The sequence below is a fragment of the Pseudomonas sp. LBUM1652 genome (assembly GCF_059716105.1).
Genome location: NZ_CP166804.1, coordinates 3,643,058 through 3,666,865, shown reverse-complemented (window position 1 = coordinate 3,666,865; position 23,808 = coordinate 3,643,058). Strand labels below are relative to the sequence as shown.

The 23,808-nt window shown below is 59.9% G+C and carries 23 protein-coding genes and 1 pseudogene; 8 read left to right on the top strand and 16 right to left on the bottom strand.

Annotated features, from left to right (window positions below; genetic code table 11):
- Positions 1–163: 163 nt before the first annotated feature.
- Together ACA069_RS16465 and ACA069_RS16460 are read right to left on the bottom strand one after the other, a co-directional pair.
- Positions 164–1,099, bottom strand: a complete 936-nt coding sequence (locus ACA069_RS16465; protein WP_187678642.1) for a Ppx/GppA family phosphatase — start codon at positions 1,097–1,099, stop codon at positions 164–166.
- 253 nt (positions 1,100–1,352) lie between these two features.
- Positions 1,353–2,255: a LysR substrate-binding domain-containing protein gene (locus ACA069_RS16460; protein ID WP_489881328.1), complete on the bottom strand. Its 903-nt coding sequence runs from the start codon at positions 2,253–2,255 to the stop codon at positions 1,353–1,355.
- A gap of 166 nt (positions 2,256–2,421) precedes the next feature.
- On the opposite strand from ACA069_RS16460, the gene ACA069_RS16455 reads away from it, so the two are divergent.
- The 4 genes and pseudogenes from ACA069_RS16455 (at position 2,422) to map (ending at position 4,469) form a co-directional block, all read left to right on the top strand.
- Entirely contained in the window at positions 2,422–3,030 is a 609-nt protein-coding gene (locus ACA069_RS16455) for a LysE family translocator (RefSeq protein WP_305438332.1), read from the top strand.
- 129 nt (positions 3,031–3,159) lie between these two features.
- Positions 3,160–3,309 (top strand): annotated as a pseudogene (locus tag ACA069_RS16450) (helix-turn-helix domain-containing protein); the annotation flags it as partial.
- 144 nt (positions 3,310–3,453) lie between these two features.
- Positions 3,454–3,681, top strand: coding sequence for a ParD-like family protein (locus ACA069_RS16445; protein WP_007918027.1), 228 nt, complete (start codon positions 3,454–3,456; stop codon positions 3,679–3,681).
- Positions 3,678–4,469 carry a type I methionyl aminopeptidase gene (map, locus tag ACA069_RS16440; protein ID WP_497614361.1) on the top strand — a complete coding sequence of 264 codons (792 nt, stop codon included), beginning with the start codon at positions 3,678–3,680 and terminating at the stop codon, positions 4,467–4,469. The genes ACA069_RS16445 and map overlap by 4 nt, the downstream gene beginning before the upstream one ends.
- 57 nt (positions 4,470–4,526) lie before the next feature.
- Here map and ACA069_RS16435 read toward each other — a convergent pair whose 3' ends face one another.
- From ACA069_RS16435 to ribBA, 5 genes are all read right to left on the bottom strand, one after another.
- Positions 4,527–5,681 (bottom strand): ABC transporter ATP-binding protein, encoded by a 1,155-nt coding sequence (locus ACA069_RS16435; RefSeq protein WP_497614359.1) that lies wholly within the window; start codon positions 5,679–5,681, stop codon positions 4,527–4,529.
- A gap of 17 nt (positions 5,682–5,698) precedes the next feature.
- Entirely contained in the window at positions 5,699–6,508 is an 810-nt protein-coding gene (locus ACA069_RS16430) for an ABC transporter permease (RefSeq protein WP_007918021.1), read from the bottom strand.
- A gap of 6 nt (positions 6,509–6,514) precedes the next feature.
- Positions 6,515–7,462, bottom strand: coding sequence for an ABC transporter permease (locus ACA069_RS16425; RefSeq protein ID WP_489881337.1), 948 nt, complete (start codon positions 7,460–7,462; stop codon positions 6,515–6,517).
- Positions 7,459–8,484, bottom strand: a complete 1,026-nt coding sequence (locus ACA069_RS16420; RefSeq protein WP_401267023.1) for an ABC transporter substrate-binding protein — start codon at positions 8,482–8,484, stop codon at positions 7,459–7,461. Before ACA069_RS16420 ends, ACA069_RS16425 begins: the two co-directional genes overlap by 4 nt.
- A gap of 358 nt (positions 8,485–8,842) precedes the next feature.
- The gene (gene ribBA, locus ACA069_RS16415; protein WP_401267025.1) at positions 8,843–9,952 is read right to left on the bottom strand and encodes a bifunctional 3,4-dihydroxy-2-butanone-4-phosphate synthase/GTP cyclohydrolase II; all 1,110 of its coding nucleotides are present in this window, start codon (positions 9,950–9,952) and stop codon (positions 8,843–8,845) included.
- 68 nt (positions 9,953–10,020) lie between these two features.
- Between ribBA and ACA069_RS16410 the strand changes: the two genes are divergently transcribed.
- Positions 10,021–10,314, top strand: a complete 294-nt coding sequence (locus ACA069_RS16410) for a DUF1330 domain-containing protein (protein ID WP_187678630.1) — start codon at positions 10,021–10,023, stop codon at positions 10,312–10,314.
- Here the strand turns inward: ACA069_RS16410 and ACA069_RS16405 are convergent, their stop codons facing one another.
- The 7 genes from ACA069_RS16405 to ACA069_RS16375 all read right to left on the bottom strand — a co-directional run bounded on the left by ACA069_RS16405 (position 10,315) and on the right by ACA069_RS16375 (position 15,645).
- Entirely contained in the window at positions 10,315–10,878 is a 564-nt protein-coding gene (locus tag ACA069_RS16405) for an NUDIX hydrolase (protein WP_187678629.1), read from the bottom strand.
- 1 nt (position 10,879) lies between these two features.
- The gene (locus tag ACA069_RS16400) at positions 10,880–11,632 is read right to left on the bottom strand and encodes a GntR family transcriptional regulator (RefSeq protein WP_187678628.1); all 753 of its coding nucleotides are present in this window, start codon (positions 11,630–11,632) and stop codon (positions 10,880–10,882) included.
- 58 nt (positions 11,633–11,690) lie between these two features.
- Positions 11,691–12,080: a carboxymuconolactone decarboxylase family protein gene (locus ACA069_RS16395; protein WP_095125671.1), complete on the bottom strand. Its 390-nt coding sequence runs from the start codon at positions 12,078–12,080 to the stop codon at positions 11,691–11,693.
- 133 nt (positions 12,081–12,213) lie between these two features.
- On the bottom strand, positions 12,214–12,699 hold the full coding sequence (locus ACA069_RS16390; RefSeq protein ID WP_221734027.1) for a flavin reductase family protein: 486 nt from the start codon (positions 12,697–12,699) through the stop codon (positions 12,214–12,216).
- A gap of 12 nt (positions 12,700–12,711) precedes the next feature.
- On the bottom strand, positions 12,712–14,193 hold the full coding sequence (locus tag ACA069_RS16385; protein WP_187678626.1) for an aldehyde dehydrogenase: 1,482 nt from the start codon (positions 14,191–14,193) through the stop codon (positions 12,712–12,714).
- On the bottom strand, positions 14,190–15,023 hold the full coding sequence (locus tag ACA069_RS16380; RefSeq protein WP_401267039.1) for an alpha/beta fold hydrolase: 834 nt from the start codon (positions 15,021–15,023) through the stop codon (positions 14,190–14,192). Before ACA069_RS16380 ends, ACA069_RS16385 begins: the two co-directional genes overlap by 4 nt.
- 31 nt (positions 15,024–15,054) lie before the next feature.
- On the bottom strand, positions 15,055–15,645 hold the full coding sequence (locus tag ACA069_RS16375; protein WP_401267042.1) for an amino acid synthesis family protein: 591 nt from the start codon (positions 15,643–15,645) through the stop codon (positions 15,055–15,057).
- Positions 15,646–16,106: 461 nt separating this feature from the next.
- Here ACA069_RS16375 and ACA069_RS16370 point away from each other — a divergent pair, with 461 nt between their 5' ends.
- Positions 16,107–17,150 (top strand): WD40/YVTN/BNR-like repeat-containing protein, encoded by a 1,044-nt coding sequence (locus tag ACA069_RS16370; RefSeq protein ID WP_401267044.1) that lies wholly within the window; start codon positions 16,107–16,109, stop codon positions 17,148–17,150.
- A complete protein-coding gene (locus ACA069_RS16365; RefSeq protein ID WP_497614353.1) occupies positions 17,147–19,531 on the top strand; it encodes an efflux RND transporter permease subunit in 2,385 nt (794 codons plus the stop codon). Before ACA069_RS16370 ends, ACA069_RS16365 begins: the two co-directional genes overlap by 4 nt.
- Before the next feature lie 76 nt (positions 19,532–19,607).
- Here the strand turns inward: ACA069_RS16365 and ACA069_RS16360 are convergent, their stop codons facing one another.
- Together ACA069_RS16360 and ACA069_RS16355 are read right to left on the bottom strand one after the other, a co-directional pair.
- On the bottom strand, positions 19,608–20,327 hold the full coding sequence (locus tag ACA069_RS16360) for a FadR/GntR family transcriptional regulator (RefSeq protein ID WP_016984384.1): 720 nt from the start codon (positions 20,325–20,327) through the stop codon (positions 19,608–19,610).
- Between the two features lie 187 nt (positions 20,328–20,514).
- Positions 20,515–22,251 (bottom strand): IlvD/Edd family dehydratase, encoded by a 1,737-nt coding sequence (locus tag ACA069_RS16355; RefSeq protein WP_187678622.1) that lies wholly within the window; start codon positions 22,249–22,251, stop codon positions 20,515–20,517.
- Positions 22,252–22,445: 194 nt separating this feature from the next.
- Between ACA069_RS16355 and ACA069_RS16350 the strand changes: the two genes are divergently transcribed.
- Positions 22,446–23,768, top strand: a complete 1,323-nt coding sequence (locus ACA069_RS16350; protein WP_497614351.1) for an MFS transporter — start codon at positions 22,446–22,448, stop codon at positions 23,766–23,768.
- The last annotated feature ends 40 nt before the right edge of the window (positions 23,769–23,808 follow it).

The following is a 23,808-nucleotide window of genomic DNA, read 5'->3' as shown; positions in this document are numbered from 1 at the left end:
AAGCAACATAGGCTGTGGAGGGGGCTGCCGCAACCACCCGACGGGCGGAAAAGGCCAGCGATTTTGATCTAACTATAGAACTGAATTGGCGAGGGGATCAGGACGGGGATCGGCGGTGTTGCCGAACAAAAGCCGTGGGGCGGGCGGTGCATGTGGGACAGGATCAGTGTTTGCTCATCAAGCCGTGCAAAACACCGAGGCGCAGACCTGGCTCGGACGGCACCATCTGCGCAATGCCGAACACCTTGAACGCTGCCAGCATCAGCACCAGCCCGCCGGGCAGGATGCTTTGGCGGTGGGGTTGCAGACCGGCGAGTTTGAGTTGCTGAACATTGGTCACTTTCAGCAGAAGCAGCGACAGACGCAAGAGTCCGGCGTAGGTAATGCCGTCCTGGCCGAAGTCGTTCAGGCGATTGGCCTTGAGCACCTTGGCCAGCATGCGCGCGGTGCCGGAAGAGCCAATGGTCTGTTGCCAGCCCTGAGCACGATAGCGCCGAGCGACTTTTTCAAATTGCAGGATGGCGAAGCGTTCGGCTTCTTGCAGGGCACCGGGGGAAACTGCACCGTTGCGAAAAAAACGTGTACTCAAGGTGCCGCTGCCAATGGCAATGCTTTCGGTCAGCAACGGTTGCGAACCTTGGCCGAGAATCAGTTCGGTGGAACCGCCGCCGATATCGACCACCAGGCGCATGTCCTCGACCCCGGGCAAGGTGTGAGCCACACCGGCATACACCAGTCGCGCTTCTTCATCCCCGGAAATGACATCGATGCGAAAACCCAGATGCCGCTCTGCGCTGGCCAGAAACAACTGCGCATTGTCCGCCTCACGCACCGCGCTGGTGGCCACCGCTCGCACTCGTCCCGGCTCGAAACCGCGTAATTTTTTGCCGAAGCGGGCCAGTGCCTGCCAGCCGCGATCCAGAGCCGAAGTGTCCAGCGCACCGCCCTCAAAACCCTCGGCGAGCCGCACCGGTTCCCGCAAGGTTTTGACTTCCTGAATCATCAAGCCCTTTCGGCTGCGCACCGACTGGCCGATCATCAGGCGAAAGGCATTCGAACCCAGGTCGATGGCGGCAAACAGCGAGGCATCTTCTTTCATGGGAATCCTTGCAAAGCATCCGTCTAGGCTGGAGACGGTTTGCGAGGATTATGCCGCTGACTTGATGACATCCTGATGACGGGGCAGGGGCGGTTCAATGAGCGTGCGACTGTCATGACACTGTCATTATCCGCCGCCTAAGCTTGGGTCAACACATCGCGTGTTCTTAAAGTTTTTGCTGCCGTTTTTGGCAGCTTTTTTTTGCCTGCGATTTGGCGTTACCGGGTGACCGAGGCAAGGGGCGGGCGCAGGTTCATGACGAAACGCCCGCCGTGTCTTCATGAGCGAGGGAAAGCATCCAGTCAATAAAAATCCGGGTTTCGGCCGCAGATTCCCGGGCGACACCGTAGTAATAACGGGTCAGTGGCAAGCGCAGGGAAGGCAGCGGGCAGATCAACCGTCCAGTCGCCAGGTCCTTGCCGAGCAGGGACGCCGGGCACAGCGCTAGGCCGAGGCCATCGACGGCGGCTTGCAACACCAGGTGCATGTGATCGAATTGCAGGATGGGTTGCTGGCGCAACATCGCGATATCGGCGTGCTCGGCCCAGTTCTTCCAGTCCATCGCGCGCGTCTTGCCAGCCAGAAGGGTGTGGCGAGCAACGTCCTGCGCACTGTTCAACGGCACCGTTTGCAGGAGTGACGGCGCCGCCACCAGCATCATGTCATCTTCCAGCAATATTTGCGGTTGAACATTGGATGACCATCCGGCATCTCCCCGACGGATGACGACGTCGAATTTTTCCCGCGATTGATCAGGCGGCAGGGTGCTGGTGACCACTTCGGGCTGGATGTCCGGATACAGCGCCATGAAATTGGGTAAGCGCGGGATCAGCCATCGCACCGCAAAGGACGGACGTACGTTGATGATGACTTTGCGCAATGAAGCGCCACGGGTCAGCGCGGTGGCGGCGTTAGCGATCTGCGTCAGGGCTACGCTGATGTGCTCATAAAACGTCTGGCCGGCGGGCGTGAGCAAGGATTGGCGGGTTCGGCGCTCGAACAGCAATACCCCCAAATGCTCCTCCAGCAGCTTGATATGACGGCTGACGGCGCTGTGGCTGACATGCAGTTCTTCGGCTGCACGGCTGAAACTCTGGTAACGAGCGGCAGCGGCGAAGGCACGAACGGCGTTCAAGGGGGGGAGGTCTGAAATCATGTGTCTAATTTAGTCACATCTGCGGTGCAATTAAAGTGTTTGTCAGCGTTACGGCTTCACGCCAATCTGAAGGCCGCTTTTTGTCTTGCCGGCCGTTGATGAAATGTCAGTCCAAAATTATCGGTCACTCACGGCCTCCTGAATGTCCTGCTTGGTGGAGTGATTTATGGCTAGTTATGGACTGTTTCTGATTCTGGCAACCCTGACTGTTCTCAGCCCCGGTCCCGGGGTGGTGCTGACGCTTTCCAATGCGTTGCGGCATGGCTGGACCGGTTCGCTGCCCGGCATCCTCGGCATTGCGACAGGTGCCTTTATGGTGGCGGGTATTTCCGCCAGCAGCGTCGGATTGATCCTGGCGACCTCGGCCGTTGCATTCACGATTCTCAAATACATCGGTGCCCTGTATTTGTTGTACCTGGGGATAAAGATGTGGCGTACTCAGAGCTTCATCCCCGAACTCAAACTCACGTCGCCACGTCCGTGGCGTCGTTATGTCGAGGCGCTGTCGATTCAGTTGCTGAACCCCAAGGCCGGTTTCTTCTTCCTGGCCGTATTCCCTCAGTTCATCAAGCCGGAAGGTAATTACTACAGCCAGTTTTTCTTGCTGGTGTCCTCCTACAGCCTGCTCGTCGTGCTTGTGCACAGTGGCTACGCGCTGATGGCCAACGGCGCGCGGGGCTGGCTGTCGACGAACAAGGGCGCCAGAATTGTCGGCAAACTGTCGGGTATCACCTTTTTCTGCTTTGGCGTGCTTATGGCTTCGACCAGTAAGTAAAACGACTGAATTATTTGATCCGGAGGCAACATGGCCAAGAAGGCGATCCACTTTTTATTGGTGGACGAAGATCGCGAACGACTCAAGAAAATCGCTCGCTCCGGACTTCTGCCGTATAGAAGCGTCACCCGCGCGACGATCCTGCTGTTATTGGACAGCGGACTGTCCCCCAAGGAAGTCAGCTTCCGATTGAATATCTCGGCCCCGGTGGTATTCAAGTGGCGCAGCCGTTATCTGGCTTTTGGCATCGATGGGCTTGAGGACCTTCCCCGCAATGGGTTGCAGAAGGTTTTGCCGATGGTGGCGAGCGGCTGACGAGCGCTGGTATTGACGTAACCCAAGGGTGGTGTGGCGAGCGGTTTGCCTTTTTCTGCAATATACGATTAATATATAAAACATATATGAATCGTATGGGAAGCCACAATGGGCATCGTCAAGATTTCAGAGGACATGCACGAAAATCTGCGCATCTCCAGCAACGCACTCAGCCGCTCGATCAACGCGCAGGCCGAGCACTGGATGCGCATCGGCATGCTCGCCGAGCTGCACCCCAACCTCGACCACAGTGCCATTTGCCGCTTGCTGATCCGCGCCGAGCAGAACGGTGGGCTGGATTTGCAACAACTGACTCAGGAAGCCGTCAGCGCATGAGAAACCAGATCAAGATCAACACCCCGGCCGAGATCGCGCAATCGCGCGCCGCTGGCCAACTCGCCGCCGAGGTACTGGCGATGCTGGTGCCCCACGTCAAGGCTGGCGTGACCACCGATGAGCTGGATCGGCTGTGCAACGACTACATCGTCAATGTGCAAAAAGCCATCCCGGCCAACGTCGGCTACCACGGCTTCCCGAAAACCGTCTGTGCTTCGGTCAACGACGTGGTGTGCCACGGCATTCCGTCAGGCACACCGTTGGAGGACGGTGACATCGTCAACCTCGACATCGCCGTGATCAAGGATGGCTGGTTTGGCGACACCAGCCGCATGTATGTGGTCGGTGAGGCTACGCCTGAGGCGCAGCATCTGATCAAGACCACCTACGACGCCATGTGCGCCGGTATCCGCACGGTGCGCCCGGGTGCGACGCTGGGGGATATCGGCCATGCGATTCAGAGCCTGGCGGAGAAGGAAGGCTTCAGCGTGGTGCGCGAGTATTGCGGGCACGGCATCGGCAAGATCTACCACGATGAACCGCAGATCCTGCATTACGGTTTCCCGAATCAGGGGATGAAGCTCAAGGCCGGGATGATCTTCACCATCGAGCCAATGCTCAATGCCGGCAAGCGTCATGTGAAGAACATGCCGGACGGCTGGACCGTGCTGACCAGGGACGGGTCGCTGTCGGCGCAGTGGGAGCATATGGTGGCGGTGACGGAGACCGGGTTTGAAGTGTTGACGGCGTGGCCGGATCAGATCGAAGGCTTTACCCCGATAGCCTGAACACCACAAAATCACTGTGGAAGCGAGCAGGCTCGCTCCCACAGGGGGATCCGCAGGTTAGTGGGCCCCGGCGGCTTTGTTGAGGTCACTTTCAGTCCATTCGGTATAAACACAGGCATCCGCCGTAGCCCAACGCACCCGCACCTCATCGCCAGCCTTGAGCGGCATGCCCGCCGCCGACAGCGCCTTCACCGTCATCGACGTCCCACCCGAGGTGACCACGCTGCACGTCTGGCTCTCACCCAGAAACAGCACCTCCACCACCTTCGCCGACACCTGATTCCAACCCGCTGCCAATGGCTCATCAGTCGCCTGCTGCACACTCAATGCCAGCGCTTTTTCCGGACGCACCATGAGCAATACATCCTGATCGGTGTGCAATCCAGCCGTCAGTCGAATCGACAACGACTGCCCTTCAAAACTCGCCGCCGCGTTACCCTGCGCCTTGAGCTTGAGGAAGTTCGAATTGCCGAGAAACGAGGCGACAAACGCATTCGGCGGATTCTGATAAAGGTCATAACCGCTGCCCAGACCGACAATCTTGCCGTGACTGAAAATCGCAATGCGTTGCGACAAACGCATGGCTTCTTCCTGATCGTGGGTCACATAGACGATGGTGATGCCCAGGCGCCGATGCAGTTGGCGCAATTCATCTTGCAAATCCTCACGCAGTTTTTTATCCAGCGCACCCAGCGGTTCGTCCATCAGCAAAATGCGTGGCTCGTAGACCAGCGCTCGGGCAATGGCGACCCGTTGCTGTTGGCCACCGGACAGTTGCGAAGGGCGGCGATGGGCGAATTGTTCGAGTTGCACCAGTTTCAACATCGCATCGACGCGCTTGTTACGCTCGGCCGCCGCCAGTTTACGGATCGCCAACGGGAAGGCGATGTTGTCGCGTACAGACAGATGCGGGAACAGCGAATAGCGCTGGAACACCATGCCGATGTCGCGCTTGTGCGGTGGTACGTTGACCAGCGACTGGCCGTTGACGAGGATCTCGCCGCTGCTCGGCGTTTCGAAACCGGCGAGCATCGACAGCGTGGTGCTTTTACCGGAGCCGCTGGAGCCGAGGAAGGTCAGGAACTCGCCGTCCTTGATGTCCAGCGAGATGTTGTCCACGGCGGCGAAGTCGCCGTAGTGCTTGTTCAGGTTGCGCAGGCTGACCAGGGGTTTGTCGTTCTGCTGGGATGCGTCTTTGATCACGGCACTCATGTCGTACTCCTGGGCGCTCAGGCGCTGATTTCGTTGCGCCGGCGCAGGGCGGCGGCGATCACCATGACCAAGACCGACAGGCCGATCAGCAGCGTCGAAGCGACGGCGATCACCGGAGTCAGATCCTGGCGCAAGGTGGTCCACATTTTCACGGGAAGGGTTTGCAGGGTCGGGCTGGCCATCATCACGCTGAGCACCACTTCGTCCCACGAAACGAGGAAGGCGAAGAGCGCGCCGGCAACCATGCCCGGACGAATCGCCGGGAACGTCACCTTGAACACTGCTTGCAGGCGTGACGCACCGCAGATCACCGCCGCGTCTTCAATCGACTGATCGAACAGCTTCAGCGAGTTGATGATCGAGATGATGGTGAACGGCAGCGCGACGATCACATGGCTGACGACGAAGGCGAACATCGTCCCGGTGTAACCGAGCTTGAGGAACAGCGCGTACACCGCCACGGCGATGATCACCAGCGGCACGATCATCGGCAGGGTGAACAGGCCGTAGAGCATTTCCCGGCCGGGAAAACGCCCGCGAACCAGCGCAAATGCGGTCGGCAAACCGAGGGCCACAGCGCAAATCGTGGTCAACACGGCGACTTTAAGGCTGGCCGCTGCGGCGTTCATCCAGTCGGGGTTGGAGAAGAACTGGCCGTACCATTTCAGCGTCCAGCCAGGCGGCGGGAACACCAGCCACTGGGATGAACCGAACGACAGCAAGACGATAAACACGATCGGCAACAGCAGGAACAAACCGATCAACCCGGTGGTTGCATACAAGCCGAAGCGCATCCGCCGGCTCATGGCATTGGGAGTCAGGAGCATGTCGGCTTACCTCGCGTTACTGGCGCCAACCGGGGATTCCGGCTGAAGCTTCAGGTAGAAGTAGAACAGCACCAAAGTGATCGCGATCAGCAACGCGGCGCCAGCACTGGCCAGACCCCAATTGAGGAACGATTGCACCTGCTGAATGATGAACTCCGGCAGCATCATGTTCTGCGCCCCGCCGAGCAGCGCCGGGGTGACGTAGTAACCGAGCGACATCACGAACACCATCAACCCGCCGGACGCCAGACCCGGCCGGCACAGCGGCAGGAACACCCGGAAGAAGTTGGTCCATGGGCTGGCGCCGCAGATCGAGCCGGCCTGCAGGATCATCGGGTCGATGGCCTGCATGGTCGCCTGCAACGGCAGGACGATGAACGGGATCATGATGTAGCTCATGCCGATCACCACGCCGGTCAGGTTATGCACCATTTCCAGCGGCTGATCGATGATGCCCATCGCCATCAAAGCCTTGTTGATCACGCCCGAGGCTTGCAGCAACACCAGCCACGAATAGGTGCGGGCGAGCAGGCTGGTCCACATCGACAACAGCACGATGTTGAGAATCCAGCGACCCCAGCCGCGCGGCACCAGCGTGATCGCCCAGGCCAGCGGAAAGCCCAGCAACAGGCTGAAAATCGTCACCAGCCCGGCCACCGAAAAGGTGTTGAGCAGCACCCGGGCATAGGCCGAGTTGGCGAACAGTTGTTCATAGTTGCCAAGGCCTGGTGTCGGCTCCAGCACGCCGCGCAACAGCAGGCCAATCAACGGCGCGAGAAAGAACAGGCCGAGGAACAGCAGCGCCGGAGCGAGGTTGCCGGCGCCGCGCCAGCGTTGTCTCAGGGACGGGGTTTGCGACATCGCGATCGCCTGTTTTCCTTCGGCCGAACCGGCAGCGCTTGCGGCGCTCCCGGTGGCAGTGGATGGACGGGGCGCGGTGGCCGCCATTTTCATTTGACCAGCCATTCGTTCCACCGTGTCGCGATGGTAGGGCCGTTTTTGGCCCAGTACGCGAAATCAAGAGTGATCTGATCCTTGGCGTAAGCAGTCGGCAGGTTGGGAGCCAGCGTCGAATCCAGACGCTCCACGCTGTCGAGGTTGACCGGGGCGTAAGCGGTCAGGTTGGAGAAGTCGGCCTGGCCTTTGGCACTGCTGGCGTTGGCCAGGAACTTCATCGCCGCGTCTTTGTTTTTCGAGCCCTTTGGAATCACCAGAATGTCGGCCATGACCAGGTTCTGTTTCCAGCTCACGCCCACCGGCGCGCCATCTTCTTGCAGGGCGTGAATGCGGCCGTTCCAGAACTGGCCCATGCTCGCTTCACCGGATGCCAGCAGTTGCTGCGACTGCGCGCCGCCGCCCCACCAGACGATGTCTTTCTTGATGGTGTCGAGTTTTTTGAAGGCGCGATCCAGATCCAGCGGGTAGAGCTTGTCGGCCGCTACGCCATCGGCCAGCAGGGCCAGTTCGAGCACGCCGGGGCTTGGCCATTTATAGAGGGCGCGTTTGCCGGGGTAGGTCTTGGTGTCGAACAGGGCGCTCCAGTCCTGCGGCTTGTTGGCGCCGAGTTTGCCCTCGTTGTAGCCGAGGACGAAGGAGAAGAAGAACGAGCCGACGCCGTGATCGCTGACAAAGCGCGGGTCGATTCTGTCGCGCTGGATGACTTTGAAATCGAGGGGTTCGAGCAGGCCTTCAGCAGCAGCGCGCAGGGCGAAATCGGCTTCGACATCGACCACGTCCCATTGCACGTTGCCGCTTTCGACCATCGCCTTGAGTTTGCCGTAGTCGGTCGGGCCATCCTGCACGACGGTAATGCCGCTGGCCTTGCTGAACGGATCAGCCCAGGCCTGTTTCTGCGCATCCTGGGTGCTTCCGCCCCAGCTGACGAAATTCACGCTTTCGGCGGCCATTGCAGCCTGGCCGGTCACGCTGAGCAGTCCCGCAAAAAAGATTGCGGTTGCAGCTTTGTTCAACACCATTTTCACGCCCTCATTGTTGTGTTTTTGAGCGGGCCTTGCGTTGTTGCCCGCCTGTCGGGAGCAGTAGATGGACGTTCGTGGGAGTGTCCGGTCTATGGAATATCATATTATGGTATTCCAAACTTTGTGCAAGCACTTTGCCTTACCGGTTATCTGGCGAAGTAGTTTTTTGGGGGGCACCGAAAATGTGCAGTGGATGAAATTGTGGCGAGGGGATTTATCCCCGTTGGGCTGCGGAGCAGCCCTGAAAGCGGAAAACGCGCTATTCCTGAAGGATCGCGTTGGCAGGATTTGGGGCCGTTTCGCAGCCCAACGGGGATAAATCCCCTCACCACAGGGGCTCATCGATAACTGTGGGTTATTCGGTGTAGGGGATACTCTCGACCACTTCCAGGTCATACCCGGTCAGGCCGGCGTACTTGAGGGGCGGCCCAAGGTGCCGCAGTTTGCCAACTCCCAAGTTCTGCAGAATCTGCGCTCCGGTCCCCACCTCCGAATAAATCCGTGACTGCGACCGACTGAACTGCCGTGGCGGCTGCGTCAGTTGCGGTACCCGCTCCAGCAACGCCTGCGACGATTCATGATTGGCCAGCACCACGACAACTCCATGGCCCTCGGCCGCGACTCGTTGCAACGCCGCCCACAGCGTCCAGTTTGTCGGCCCGCTGTACTCGGCGCCGACCAGATCTCGCAGCGGATCGATCACATGCACGCGCACCAGCGTTGGATGCTCACGGCGTAGATCGCCCATGACCATCGCCATGTGAACCCCACCTTCGATACGGTCTTCGAAAGTGATCAAACGGAAAGTGCCATGCACCGTCGGCAGCTCCCGTTCGCCAATACGTTCGATGGTGTGTTCGGTACTCAGGCGATAGTGGATCAGGTCGGCGATGGTGCCGATCTTGATCCCGTGCTTGCGCGCGAAGACTTCCAGATCAGGGCGACGGGCCATGGTGCCGTCGTCGTTCATCACTTCGACGATGACCGACGCCGGGGTGAAACCGGCCAGCCTGGCCAGATCGCAACCGGCCTCGGTGTGACCGGCGCGGGTCAACACGCCACCTTCCTTGGCGCGAAGCGGAAAGATATGCCCGGGTTGCACCAGATCTTCGGCGCGGGCGTCTTTGGCCACGGCGGCGGCGACCGTGCAGGCACGATCGGCGGCGGAAATCCCGGTGGTGACGCCAACTGCCGCTTCAATCGACACAGTGAACGCGGTGCTGAAAACGCTGCCATTGCTCGGCACCATTTGCTCAAGACCCAAACGCTGGCAGTGTTCGTCTGTCAACGTAAGGCAAATCAGCCCGCGTGCCTCACGCGCCATGAAGCTGATCGCCTCGGGCGTGCAACAATCAGCGGCGAGTAACAGGTCGCCTTCGTTTTCCCGGTCTTCGTCATCGACCAGCAGAACCATTTTGCCGAGGCGATAATCTTCGATGATTTCTTCGATGCTGTTGAAGGCCATGCTGGACTCTCAGGGTTCGTTGGAAATATATTGGTATACCATAATACAAAATCAACAAAGAGGTCACTATGAAGGCGTACTGGATTGCTCACGTAGACATCACCGATCCCGACCAATACAGCCAATACACCCAGCGCGCGCCCAAGGCGTTCGCTGAGTTTGGCGGGCGGTTTCTGGCCAGAGGCGGGCGCAGCGAAGCGATGGAAGGGCGCAAGACGCCACAGCGCAGCGTGGTGATCGAGTTCGATAGCTACGAGCAAGCGGTCGCCTGCTACCGCTCGGCGGCGTATCAAGAGGCGAAGCGTTATCGCGAGGAATGGGCGAGGGCGGAAATCATCATTGTCGAAGGCATGGCGCCGTAATCAGCGGATGAAGTGGATCTTGCCGCTGTCATCATTGCCCATGTAGATCCCATACACCCCGGCCTGGCGTTCCTCGATATAGCGTTCGAGGATCTGCCGGATCGCCGGGTAGTAGATCTGCTCCCACGGGATGTCTTCGGGGGCGAAGAATTTGTAGTCGAGGGTTTCCGGGCCGTATTGGCCGGTAATCTCCAGGGCGATGGCGCGGAAGATGATGTACACCTCGCTGATCTTCGGCACGCTGAAGATCGAATAGGGCGAGACGATTTCCGCACGCACGCCGCTTTCTTCCCAGACTTCACGCAAGGCCGCCTCTTCGGTGGTCTCGCCGCTTTCCATGAAGCCGGCTGGCAGCGTCCAGGTGCCCGGACGCGGTGGAATCGCCCGTTGGCACAAGAGGTATTTGCCGTCCTGCTCGATGATGCAGCCGGCGATGATCTTCGGATTGACGTAGTGAATGTAGCCGCAGCCGCGGCACATCAGGCGCTCGTGCGTATCGCCCGGCGGCACCTGCTGACCGAGGTCAGGGCCACCGCATTTCGGGCAATAGCTCGGGCTGGACATGTCAGTGACCTATACGGGGTTCTTTCAGCGCGATGGGCAGGGTGATCGCAGGCACGTCGCCTGTTTCTTCCTGTTTGCGCTTGAGGTAGTCGAGGGCGACAGCAGCGGCGGCACGCACGTGATCGACGCACGCCTGATGCGCCGCCAGCGCATCGCCGCTCTTGATCGCCGCGACCATTTTTTCCATTTCCTGATTGCTTGCGCCGCGACGGTTTTGCTGGGACACCGAGGTCGCACGCAGATAACTGATGCGTGCTTGCAACTGACGCAACTGAGTGGCCGCGACATGGTTGCCCGAACCTTCGAGCAGGACGTCGTAGAAGCCTTGTACCGAGTCGATCACCTGTTGCAACTCGCCGTCCTTGAGGGCCTTGCGGTTCTCATCGAGGGCTTTTTCCAGGGCTTTGATGTCCTTGGCTTTGGCGCGCAGGGTGAACAGCTGAACGATCAGGCCTTCGAGCACGCAACGCAATTCGTAGATATCGACGGCATCGGCGAGAGTGATGATCGCCACCCGTGGACCTTTGGCATCGGCGAACTCGACCAGACCTTCGGATTCCAGGTGACGCAAGGCTTCGCGAACCGAGGTGCGGCTGACGCCCAGGCGATCACACAGATCGCGTTCGACCAGACGATCCCCTGGCATGAGCTGGAAATTCATGATCGCGCTACGCAGTTTATCCAGCACGATTTCGCGCAGGGTAACGGGGTTGCGATTGACCTTGAAGCTGTCGTCGAGTGGCTGGCGTTTCATGGGGTCCGCTCTTTACTGTGGCTGTCCATGCCAGACGGGCATCAAAACAGCCGAGGGGTTAACTGGAGGCCTCGGCGTCGGCTTCGGCGAAGGCTTCACGGGCGAGCCGGAAACTGTCCACGGCTGCCGGGACGCCGCAATAAATGCCGACCTGAAGCAGAATTTCGCGTATTTGCTCACGACTCAGGCCGTTACGCAAGGCGCCACGCACATGCAGCTTGAGTTCGTGCGGGCGGTTGAGCGCCGAGATCATCGCCAGGTTGATCATGCTCCGCTCCTTGAGCGACAAGCCCTCGCGACCCCAGACGTGGCCCCAACAGTATTCGGTGACCATTTCCTGCAGGGGGCGGGTGAAGTCATCGGCGTTGTCGATTGAACGTTGCACGTAGGCTTCGCCGAGCACCTGGGTGCGAATCTTCAGGCCTTTTTCGTACTTTTCGTTATTCATCATTCCTCCTGTTCACAGATGTTCCCTGTGGGAGCGAGCCTGCTCGCGAAGGCGTTGTGTCAGTCGATGCAAATGCTGAACGAACGACCGCTTTCGCGAGCAGGCTCGCTCCCACAAGGAATCTGTGTGGCAATCAGGCCAATGTCGGCAGGGCGCCCAACTTGCCCTTGTGATAAATCATCGGCGTCACCGGTTGCGCCGGCAGGATAAGGTTCTTCACCGCGCCGACGATGATCGCGTGATCGCCACCATCGTATTCGCGCCACAATTCGCACTCGATGATCGCCGTGGCCTTGGCCAGGATCGGGTTGCCGAGTTCGCTCAAGTGCCATTCGATGCCTTTGGCTTTGTCCTTGCCTTTACCGGCGAAGGCGTAGGCTTCAGCGGTCTGCTCGGCGGACAGCAAATGAATCGCGAAACGCTTGCTGTCGCGCAGCACCGGGTAGGTGTCGGAGGCGTAGTTGGGGCAGAACAGCACCAGCGCCGGATCAATCGACAACGCGCTGAACGCGCTGGCGGTGATGCCGACGATGCCGCCCGCAGGGTCAAGGGTGGTGACCACCGTGACGCCGGACGGGAACGAGCTCATGACGTCTTTGTAAATGCCGGGTTCGATCATTTCGCAGGACTCCTAGCGCATCACAAACGGATCAGGCATTGGCGCCTGAGAAAGATTGATCCACACCGTTTTCAGTTCGGTGTAGGCCAGCACCGAATCGATGCCGCTTTCGCGTCCATAGCCACTGTTCTTGAAGCCGCCGATCGGTGCCATCGCCGACACCGCGCGGTAAGTGTTGACCCAGATAATCCCCGAACGCACATCCCTGGCCAGGCGATGGGCACGGCCCAGATCACGGGTCCAGATGCCAGCGGCGAGGCCGAACTGCGAGTCGTTGGCGATGGCCAGCGCTTCGGCTTCGTCCTTGAAACGGATGACGGATGCCACCGGGCCAAAGACTTCTTCCTGCATGATTTTCATCGAGTTGCGGTCGCACTCGAACAACGTCGGCTCGTAAAACCAGCCCTCGCCGAGATTTGCAGGACGCTTGCCGCCCGTGCGCAAACGCGCACCTTCGGCGATGGCATCGGCAACCAGACCTTCAACCACGGCCAATTGCTGCGCGGTGGCCATCGGGCCCATTTCGCTGTTGTCTTCCTGCGGGTTGCCGATGCGGATGCGCTGGGCGCGTTCCACCAGTCGGCTGACGAATTCGTCGTAGATTTCGTCCTGCACCAACAGCCGCGAACCCGACACGCAGCTCTGTCCGGAGGCGGCGTAGATCCCGGCTATTGCACCGTTGATCGCGCTGTCCAGATCGGCGTCGGCGAAGATGATGTTCGGCGACTTGCCGCCCAGTTCCAGCGACAACTTGGCGAAGTTCTCGGCGCTGCTGCGCACCACATGCCGCGCGGTGGCCGCACCGCCGGTGAAGGCGATCTTGCGGATCAGCGGATGGCGGGTGAGGGCGGCGCCGGTGCTCGGGCCGTACCCGGTGACAACGTTGACCACGCCCGGCGGAATCCCGGCTTCAAGGGCTAGACGCGCCAGCTCCAGAATGGTCGCTGAAGCGTGCTCGGACGGCTTGATCACAATCGTGTTGCCGGCGGCGAGGGCCGGGGCCAGTTTAATGGCGGTCAGGTAAAGCGGGCTGTTCCACGGAATGATCGCGGCAACCACACCCATGGCTTCGTGCACGGTGTAGGCGAACAGGTCGGGCTTATCCAGCGGCAGGGTGCCGCCTTCGAGCTTGTCGGCCAAACCGGCGGTGTAGTGGAAGAACTCCGGCAGATAGCTGACCTGACCGCGGGTTTCGCGGATCAGCTTGCCGTTGTCGCGGCTTTCCAGCTGCGCCAGATGCTCTTTGTTTTCAGCAATCAAGTCTCCGAGGCGGCGTAGCAGTTTGCCGCGCGCGGTGGCGGTCAGGCCACGCCACGCGGGGCTGTCGAAGGCCTGTTGGGCGACTTGAACGGCGCGTTCGACATCGGCCTCATCGGCATCGGGCAGTTCGGCCCAGGCTTGGGCGGTGGCCGGGTTGAGGCTTTCGAAAGTCTTGCCGGAGAGGGCATCGACCCATTCTCCGCCGATGCACATCTGGAAGCGTGCGAGTGTCATGCAACGATCCCCTTTATATGGTTTTGTCGGGAGTGTGCGAATTCGAGAAATTCCAGCAACGTCTGGTTGACCAGTCGCGGGGACTCTACTGGCATCATATGCCGTTGCTCGGGCAGCACGGCAACCTTCGCGCCTGGGATGCGCCGGGCCAGTTGCTCGGCCATTTCGGGGGTCGAACCGGGGTCGAGTTCACCCGTGGCGATCAGCGTCGGCGCCTGAATACTGCCCAGATCATCGACGCGGTACATGTCTTGAGTGGCGAACAATTCGTAAGTGGTCAAGTAGCCCTGCGGATCATTGCCGGCGAGTGTCTGGCGGATCGCGGCGATCTGCGCCGGATTGGCCGCCTGATATTCGCGGCTGAACCAGCGTGACAGCGCCGCTTCGGCATTGGCATCCGGGCCGTGTTCGGCAGCCTGCGCGGTGCGCGCGATGACCCCGGCACGCTGTTCTTCACTGCGGTTGAACACGCTGTTGAGTACCACCAGGCTTTGCAGGCGCTGCGGGTAATGCAGGGCAAATGCCCGCGCCACCAGGCCGCCCATGGAGAAACCGATCACCGCTGCCTCGGGCAGGTTCAGGTGATCGAGCAACTCCAGCAACTGATCGGCGTAACCGAGCAGGTTGGTGCCACTGGCCGGTCGCGGGCTGGCGCCGTGGCCGAGCATGTCGTAGGCGATCACCCGGTACTGGGTCGACAGGCCAACGATCTGGCCGCCCCACATTTCTTTATTCAGGCCCACGCCGTGGATCAAAACCACGGGCTGGCCTTGGCCGGTCGCCAGGTAACTGGTGCCCGCCGGGGTGAGTTCAGCGGTGAGCCGAATCATGGAGCGCTCCTGCAATGCCTTTTTATTGTGATTACTGGGCTTTTTCGGCGGCCAGTTCTTCCAGATCGATGTAGCGGTTACCGATGCGCGGGTGCAGGCGGCCACCGTCGGCGCAACCCAGCACCACGACGATTTCGTCGGCACGCGGCGCGTCTTCGATCTGCATTTCCAGAGTGATGTAGTGCGAACGCAGACCTTCGTCGTCCTTGTGCATCATCGGGATCTGAATCGAAGTGCCCGGGCCGCCGCGCTTGTTGGTGAAGCTCAGGTAGCTCTTGGCCTTGACCGCTTCACGGTAATGGTTGCCAAAGCGCAGGGTGTGGATCACGGCGGAGGCGTGTTCGATTTCGCCGTCAGCACCGACCACTGCCGCTTTACCGTAAGCCTCGATCTTCTCGGCACCGCCAATGATGCCGACCAGACGCTCGACCATCATGGCGCCCAGGTCGGAGCAGTTGGCGCGGATCTGCGGTTTCAGGTCTTCGACAAAGCCGTTACCCACCCAAGGGTTTTTCATCACGACAGCGAGGCCGACCATGGTCACTGGCTTGTCAGTGGCTCTGCCGCCTTCGATAAAGGTCTCTTCGACATAGCTGACGATCTTGCGAATTTCGAAACTCATGAGCTGCTCCGTTGGGGGATTAAGAGTGTCTGTGCGTCTGATGGTATACCATAATACCAATCGCGCAAGTCCCCCTCGCAAGTTTTGCCTTATCCATCCGGCGAATGGCCATGCATTCACCCGCCACCGCAAATCCAAAGATCACCTCCGGCCCCTGTGGGAGCGAGCCTGCTCGCGAAAGCGGTGGGTCAGCCAACAAAGAGGGTGACTGTTACGCCGCCTTCGCGAGCAGGCTCGCTCCCACAGGGGAATTGCTTGGTTACAAGGGGCCGCTTTTGGTTAACAAAAGATAACGTGGCGCCGATTGTCAGACGTTTCTAAAGCCCGATAGGATGAGCCAGCTTCCGAAGGGGCTCTGGATTGCGGGTTTGAGGACTATGCTTCTTACCAGCGATTGGCGGAGCACCCTTGCGGCGCCCTTGAAGGCCAATGGCCTAACAATAATAAATAGGGGAAGGTCTATGAGTCGTTGCCGCCCGCCGGCGTTACGCAACACCGCGTTGCTGACCACAGCACTCGCGCTGCTGGGCTTTGCCACGTTGTCGGCACCTGTTATTGCCGCCGAGGCTCCGGCCGACGTGGTCTATGCCAGCGCATCCGCCAAAGCGGCGAAAAGCCTGATTCTCGATGTTGTCCACGCCGGAGCACGGCTGGTGGCGGTCGGGGATCGCGGGCACATTCTCTATTCCGATGACCAGGGCAAGACCTGGACCCAGGCCAAGGTGCCGAGCCGGCAGTTGCTGACGGCGGTTTATTTCGTCGATGACAAACACGGCTGGGCGGTCGGCCATGACGCGCAGATTCTCGCCAGCGAGGACGGCGGTCTGACCTGGACCAAGCAATTCGAAGACCTCAAACGCGAATCGCCGCTGCTCGACGTCTGGTTCAAGGACGTCAACAGCGGCCTCGCCGTGGGTGCTTACGGCGCACTGCTGGAAACGACCGATGGCGGCAAGAACTGGGAAGACGTCAGCGACCGCCTCGACAACGAAGACCAGTTCCACCTCAACGCCATCGCGGCGGTAAAAGACGCTGGGCTTTTTATCGTCGGCGAGTCGGGCAGCATGTTTCGCTCCGCCGACTGGGGCCAGACCTGGGAAAAACTCGAAGGCCCTTACGAAGGCTCGCTGTTCGGCGTGATCGGCACTGCGCAACCGCAGACGCTGCTGGCCTACGGCTTGCGCGGCAACCTCTACCGCTCCACTGATTTCGGCAGCACCTGGGAACAGGTTGAATTGAAGGCTGCACGCGGTTCGCTGGAGTTCGGCTTGTCCGGTGCCACGCTGCTTGAGGACGGCTCCATCGTCATCGTCGGCAACGGCGGCTCGGTGATCAGCAGCAGCGACAACGGCGAAACTTTCAGCGTGTTCAACCGCCCGGATCGCATTTCCCTGTCGTCGGTCACTGCTGCCGGCGACGGCAACCTGATTCTGACCGGGCAGGGTGGCGTCCACACCACACAGCCAAACGGCGCCGAGATCAACAATAAGAAGGCGGGGCTATGACTTCCTTGATTACTCCTCAGCAGGAAAAAGCGACGCTCCTCGAACGTCTGATTTTCAACAACCGCCCGGCCGTGATCCTGATCTGTCTGGTGGTCAGCATTTTCCTGTTCTGGCAGGCCACGCTGATCCGGCCGTCCACCAGTTTCGAAAAAATGATCCCGCTGCAGCATCCGTTCATCGAGAAGATGATGGAGCACCGCAACGATCTGGCGAACCTGGGCAACACCGTGCGTATTTCGGTGGAAGCCACCGATGGCGACATCTTCTCCAAGGAGTACATGGAGACCCTTCGTCAGATCAACGACGAGGTGTTCTACATCTCCGGTGTTGACCGCTCCGGTCTGAAGTCACTGTGGAGTCCGAGCGTGCGCTGGACCGAAGTGACCGAAGAGGGTTTCGCCGGCGGCGAAGTGATCCCGCAGAGCTACAACGGCTCGCAGGACAGCCTCGATCTGCTGCGCAACAATGTGCTCAAGTCCGGTCAGGTCGGGCGTCTGGTGGCCAACGACTTCAAGTCGAGCATCGTCGACATCCCGCTGCTGGAGTCCTACCCCGACCCGCAGGACCAGGGCAAGTTGCTGGCGCTGGACTATCGCAAGTTCTCCCATGAGCTCGAAGACAAGATCCGCAACAAGTTCGAAGCGCAGAACCCCAACGTCAAAATTCACATCGTCGGTTTCGCCAAGAAAGTCGGCGACCTGATCGACGGCCTGGTGATGGTGGTGTTGTTCTTCGGCATCGCCTTCGTCATCACCCTGATTCTGCTGCTGTGGTTCACCAACTGCGTGCGCAGCACCATCGCGGTGTTGAGCACGACGCTGGTGGCGGTGGTCTGGCAACTGGGGTTGATGCACTTTTTCGGCTTTGGCCTCGATCCGTATTCGATGCTGGTGCCGTTCCTGATCTTCGCCATCGGCATTTCCCACGGCGTGCAGAAGATCAACGGTATCGCCCTGCAATCCAGTGAGGCGGACAACGCCCTGACTGCCGCGCGGCGCACGTTCCGGCAACTGTTCCTGCCGGGGATGATCGCGATTCTGGCGGATGCGGTGGGTTTCATCACGCTGCTGATCATCGACATCGGCGTGATCCGCGAACTGGCCATCGGCGCGTCCATTGGCGTGGCGGTGATTGTGTTCACCAACCTGATCCTGCTGCCGGTAGCGATTTCCTATGTCGGCATCAGCAAGCGGGCGATTGACAAGAGCAAGAAGGACGCAAACCGCGAACATCCGTTCTGGCGCCTGCTGTCGAACTTTGCCAGCCCGAAAGTTGCCCCCATCTCTGTGGCTCTGGCGCTGATCGCCTTCGGCGGCGGCCTCTGGTACAGCCAGAACCTGAAAATCGGCGACCTCGACCAGGGCGCGCCGGAGTTGCGTCCGGACTCGCGCTACAACAAGGACAACAACTTCATCATCAGCAACTACTCGACCAGTTCCGACGTACTGGTGGTGATGGTCAAGACCAAGGCTGAAGGTTGCTCGCGCTTTGAGGCCATGGCGCCCATCGATGAGCTGATGTGGAAGATGCAGAACACCGAGGGCGTGCAGTCGGCGATCTCGCTGGTGACCGTGTCCAAGCAAATGATCAAGGGCATGAACGAGGGCAACCTGAAATGGGAAACCCTGTCACGCAACCCCGACGTGCTGAACAACTCGATTGCCCGCGCTGACGGTCTGTACAACAACAGCTGCTCGCTGGCCCCGGTGCTGGTGTTCCTCAACGATCACAAGGCGGAAACCCTTGATCGTGCGGTGCAGGCGGTGCAGGAATTCGCCAAGGACAACAACAAGGACGGTCTGGAATTCATCCTTGCTGCCGGTAATGCCGGGATCGAAGCGGCCACCAACGAAGTCATCAAACAGGCTGAGCTGACCATCCTGATCCTGGTGTACATCTGCGTGGCGGTGATGTGCATGATCACCTTCCGTTCGTGGGCGGCGACTTTGTGCATCGTCCTGCCGCTGGTGCTGACCTCGGTACTGGGCAACGCGCTGATGGCGTTCATGGGCATCGGCGTCAAAGTCGCGACCTTGCCAGTGGTGGCGCTGGGCGTAGGCATCGGCGTGGACTACGGCATCTACATCTACAGCCGTCTGGAAAGTTTCCTGCGGGCCGGCCTGCCCTTGCAGGACGCCTATTACCAGACCCTGAAGTCCACCGGTAAAGCGGTGCTGTTCACCGGTCTGTGCCTGGCCATCGGCGTGTGCACCTGGATCTTCTCGGCGATCAAGTTCCAGGCCGACATGGGCCTGATGCTGACCTTCATGCTGCTATGGAACATGTTCGGTGCGCTGTGGCTACTGCCGGCACTGGCGAAGTTCCTGATCAAGCCGGAGAAACTGGCGGGGCAGAAGGGGAATTCGTTGTTTGCTCACTGAGTTGAGTGCCTGAAATGACAAAGCCGCAACCCAAGGGTTGCGGCTTTTTTGTGGGTCAAGATCTTTTGACTTTGCCCTAAGAAAGTTCAGTGCCAAGCACGACACTCAACGCACTGCGGGCATCATCGAGTTGCACGAGCGTCGCATGCCGGGCGCCGAGGGCATCCCGATTTTCAATAGCCGTCAAAATCGCCTTGTGCCGTGGCAACGCCAACTCATGCAGATTCGGTCGCTGATTCGAATGCTTCAACGCCTCGGCAATCGCCACCGAGAGCATGTTGCACAGATTCGCCAGCAGATCGTTGTGGGTCGCATCGGCAATCCGGCTGTGAAAGTCCAGATCCGGTTGCAGCAGGGCTTCCGGCGTCGGCGCGGCTTCCATGCGTTGGTAAGCCTCACCGATGGCGGCAATGTCGGCATCAGTCGCATGCTGAGCGGCGAGGGCGGCGGCGGCCGGTTCGATGATGCTGCGCACGCTGGTCAGCACATTGAAGAATTCATTCTGCGGGCTGCTTTGCATCAGCCAGTGCAGCACGTCCGGGTCGAGCATATGCCATTCGCGGCGCGCCTTGACCACCGTGCCCACCCGCGGCTTGGAGTACACCAGCCCTTTGGCCACCAACACCCGTGTGGCTTCGCGCAATACCGGCCGGCTGACCGCGTATTCCTCGCACAACAAGGCTTCGGCGGGCAGTTTGTCGTCGGGCTTGAAGCGTCCGGAGACGATCTGCATGCCCAGTTCCTGGACGATGCGCGAGTGCATGCTTTTGCGGTCGGAGGGTTTGCGGTAATCCATGGGGAGCGGCGCGATCCTGAGCGATGGAGATGCCGCGCATCATAGCAGGCACCAGATAATCTTGAGGCAGACACAGAAATCAAATGTGGGAGCGAGCCTGCTCGCGAAGGCGGTATATCAGTCAAATAGGTGTCGACTGACACTCCCTCTTCGCGAGCAGGCTCGCTCCCACAGGGGAATTGTGTTGTCAGTGGGAGTGACGCGGTACTTCAGCCCCACGGCAGCCGACCAGGAAGTCGAAATCACAGCCCTGATCCGCCTGCAACACATGATCGATGTACAACTGACGATAACCACCCACCAACAGTTGCTGCGGCGGTTGCAGGTCAGCCATGCGCGCCGCCAGCTCGGCATCCGGAATATCCAGGTGCAACCGGCCAGTGGCGCAATCGAGTTCGATCCAGTCGCCTTCCTTCACCGTCGCCAAAGGCCCACCCGCAGCGGCTTCCGGCGCGACGTGCAACACCACGGTGCCGTAAGCGGTGCCGCTCATCCGTGCATCGGAAATGCGCACCATATCCGTCACGCCCTGAGCCAACAGCTTGGCCGGCAAACCCATGTTGCCGACTTCGGCCATGCCCGGATAACCCTTCGGCCCGCAGTTTTTCATCACCAGAATCGAGTTGGCATCGACATCCAGTTCCGGGTCATTGATCCGCGCCTTGTACATGTCGAAGTTCTCGAACACCACTGCACGACCGCGATGCTGCATCAGCTCGGGCGTGGCAGCAGACGGTTTGAGCACCGCACCGAGCGGCGCCAGATTGCCGCGTAACACACAGATGCCGCCGTCAGCGCGAATAGGATTGTCGAGGGTGCGGATCACTTCGTCTTCGCCGTAGATCGGTGCGTCTTTGGTGTTCTCGCCGATGGACTTGCCGTTGACCGTCAGTGCATTCGGATTGGGGATCAGATTGGCCTCACCGAGGCGGCGCAGCACGGCAGGCAATCCACCGGCGTAGTAGAACTCTTCCATCAGGAAACGTCCGGACGGTTGCAGGTCGACGATGGTCGGCATGCCGCGACCGATGCGCGTCCAGTCATCCAGATCGAGCTCGACGCCGATGCGTCCGGCAATGGCCTTCAAGTGAATCACCGCGTTGGTCGAACCGCCGATGGCCGCGTTGACGCGAATGGCGTTTTCAAAGGCTTCCTTGGTCAGGATCTTCGACAGTTTCAAATCCTCACGAACCATCTCCACCGCACGCATGCCGGACATGTGCGCCAGCACGTATCGCCGCGCATCCACCGCCGGAATAGCCGCGTTATGGGGCAGGGAAGTGCCCAGTGCTTCCGCCATGCACGCCATGGTCGACGCGGTGCCCATGGTGTTGCAGGTCCCTGCTGAGCGCGACATGCCGCCCTCGGCCGCGAGGAAATCATCGATGGTGATCGTGCCGGCCTTGACCTGCTCGCTGAGCTGCCAGACCACGGTGCCTGAACCGATGTCCTTGCCCTTGTGCTTGCCATTGAGCATCGGCCCGCCAGTGACGACGATGGCCGGCACGTCGCAGCTGGCCGCGCCCATCAGCAGCGCCGGGGTGGTTTTATCGCAACCGGTCAGCAGCACCACGCCGTCAATCGGGTTGCCGCGAATCGCCTCCTCAACGTCCATGCTCGCCAGGTTGCGGGTGAGCATGGCGGTCGGGCGCAGGTTCGATTCGCCGTTGGAGAACACCGGGAATTCCACCGGGAAGCCACCGGCCTCGATCACCCCGCGTTTGACGTGCTCCGCGATCTGGCGGAAATGCGCGTTGCACGGGGTCAGTTCCGACCAGGTATTGCAGATGCCGATGATCGGCTTGCCATGAAACTGGTGGTCGGCGATGCCCTGATTCTTCATCCAGCTGCGGTACATGAAGCCGTTCTTGTCGGCAGTGCCAAACCATTGGGCCGAGCGCAGGGTGGGTTTCTTCTCAGACATGATCGATTCTCTTATTGTATGACTATAGTGTTCGAGCTAAGACCTAACATAAGCGCAAATTTGCCGTTTTGGAAGTGGTTGTTGGGTAAATAGTATTACTATATAGTCGTTTTCGACGGAGGGATGGCCCTGGCGATTTTCCGCGAGAGGCGTCCCCCGAGGTTCTATAAAAACAACAATCGGAGACCGATCCCATGAGCCAGGAGTTGCGGCTTATTCGTCGCATTACACTGAAACTGATTCCCTTCCTGATCCTGCTGTACCTGATCGCCTATGTGGATCGCTCCGCCGTCGGCTTCGCCAAGCTGCACATGGGCGCCGACATCGGCATTGGTGATGCGGCTTATGGCTTGGGCGCCGGGCTGTTTTTCATCGGCTATTTTCTTCTCGAGATTCCCAGCAACCTGATGCTCGAACGCTTCGGCGCGCGGCGCTGGTTCGCGCGGATCATGATCACCTGGGGCGCCATCACCATCGGCATGGCGTTTGTCCAGGGCCCGCACAGTTTCTACGTGATGCGCTTTCTGCTCGGCGCGGCGGAGGCGGGCTTCTTCCCCGGCGTTCTCTACTACATCACCCAATGGTTCCCGGTGCGCCATCGCGGCAAGATCCTCGGGCTGTTTATCCTCTCCCAACCCATCGCGATGATGATTACTGGCCCGGTGTCCGGCGGTTTGCTGGGCATGGACGGCATCCTCGGCCTGCACGGCTGGCAGTGGCTGTTCATCGTCATCGGCACCCCGGCGATCCTGCTGACCTGGCCGGTGCTGCGTTGGCTGCCGGATGGCCCGCAACAAGTGAAATGGATGGATCAGGCCGAGAAGGACTGGCTGACCGGCGAACTGAAAAAGGATCTTCAGGAATACGGCCAGACCCGCCATGGCAATCCGTTGCATGCGCTCAAAGACAAGCGTGTGTTGCTGCTGGCGCTGTTTTATCTGCCGGTGACCCTGAGCATTTATGGCCTGGGCCTGTGGCTGCCGACCTTGATCAAACAGTTTGGCGGCACTGATCTGGTGACCGGTTTCGTGTCGTCGGTGCCGTACATCTTCGGGATCATCGGTTTGCTGATCGTGCCGCGCAGTTCCGACCGCTTGAACGATCGCTATGGCCATCTGGCGGTGCTGTATGTGCTGGGCGCTATTGGTCTGTTCCTGAGTGCCTGGCTGTCGCTGCCGGTGGCGCAACTGGCAGCGCTGTGTCTGGTGGCGTTCGCGCTGTTTTCCTGCACGGCGGTGTTCTGGACCTTGCCGGGGCGGTTCTTTGCCGGCGCGAGTGCCGCGGCGGGGATCGCGTTGATCAATTCTGTGGGCAATCTCGGTGGCTACATCGGACCGTTCGTGATCGGGGCGTTGAAGGAGTACACCGGGAATCTGGCTTCGGGGTTGTACTTCCTGTCAGGCGTGATGGTGTTCGGCTTGATTCTCACAGGGATCGTCTACCGCGTGCTTGAGCGCAAACACGTGCTGCCGGTCGACCAGTTCGCTGCCAGTGCACGCGGCGCGACCCGTACTTGAATGGCTCACTCCTACAAGGGATCTGCGGTGTTTTTGATGA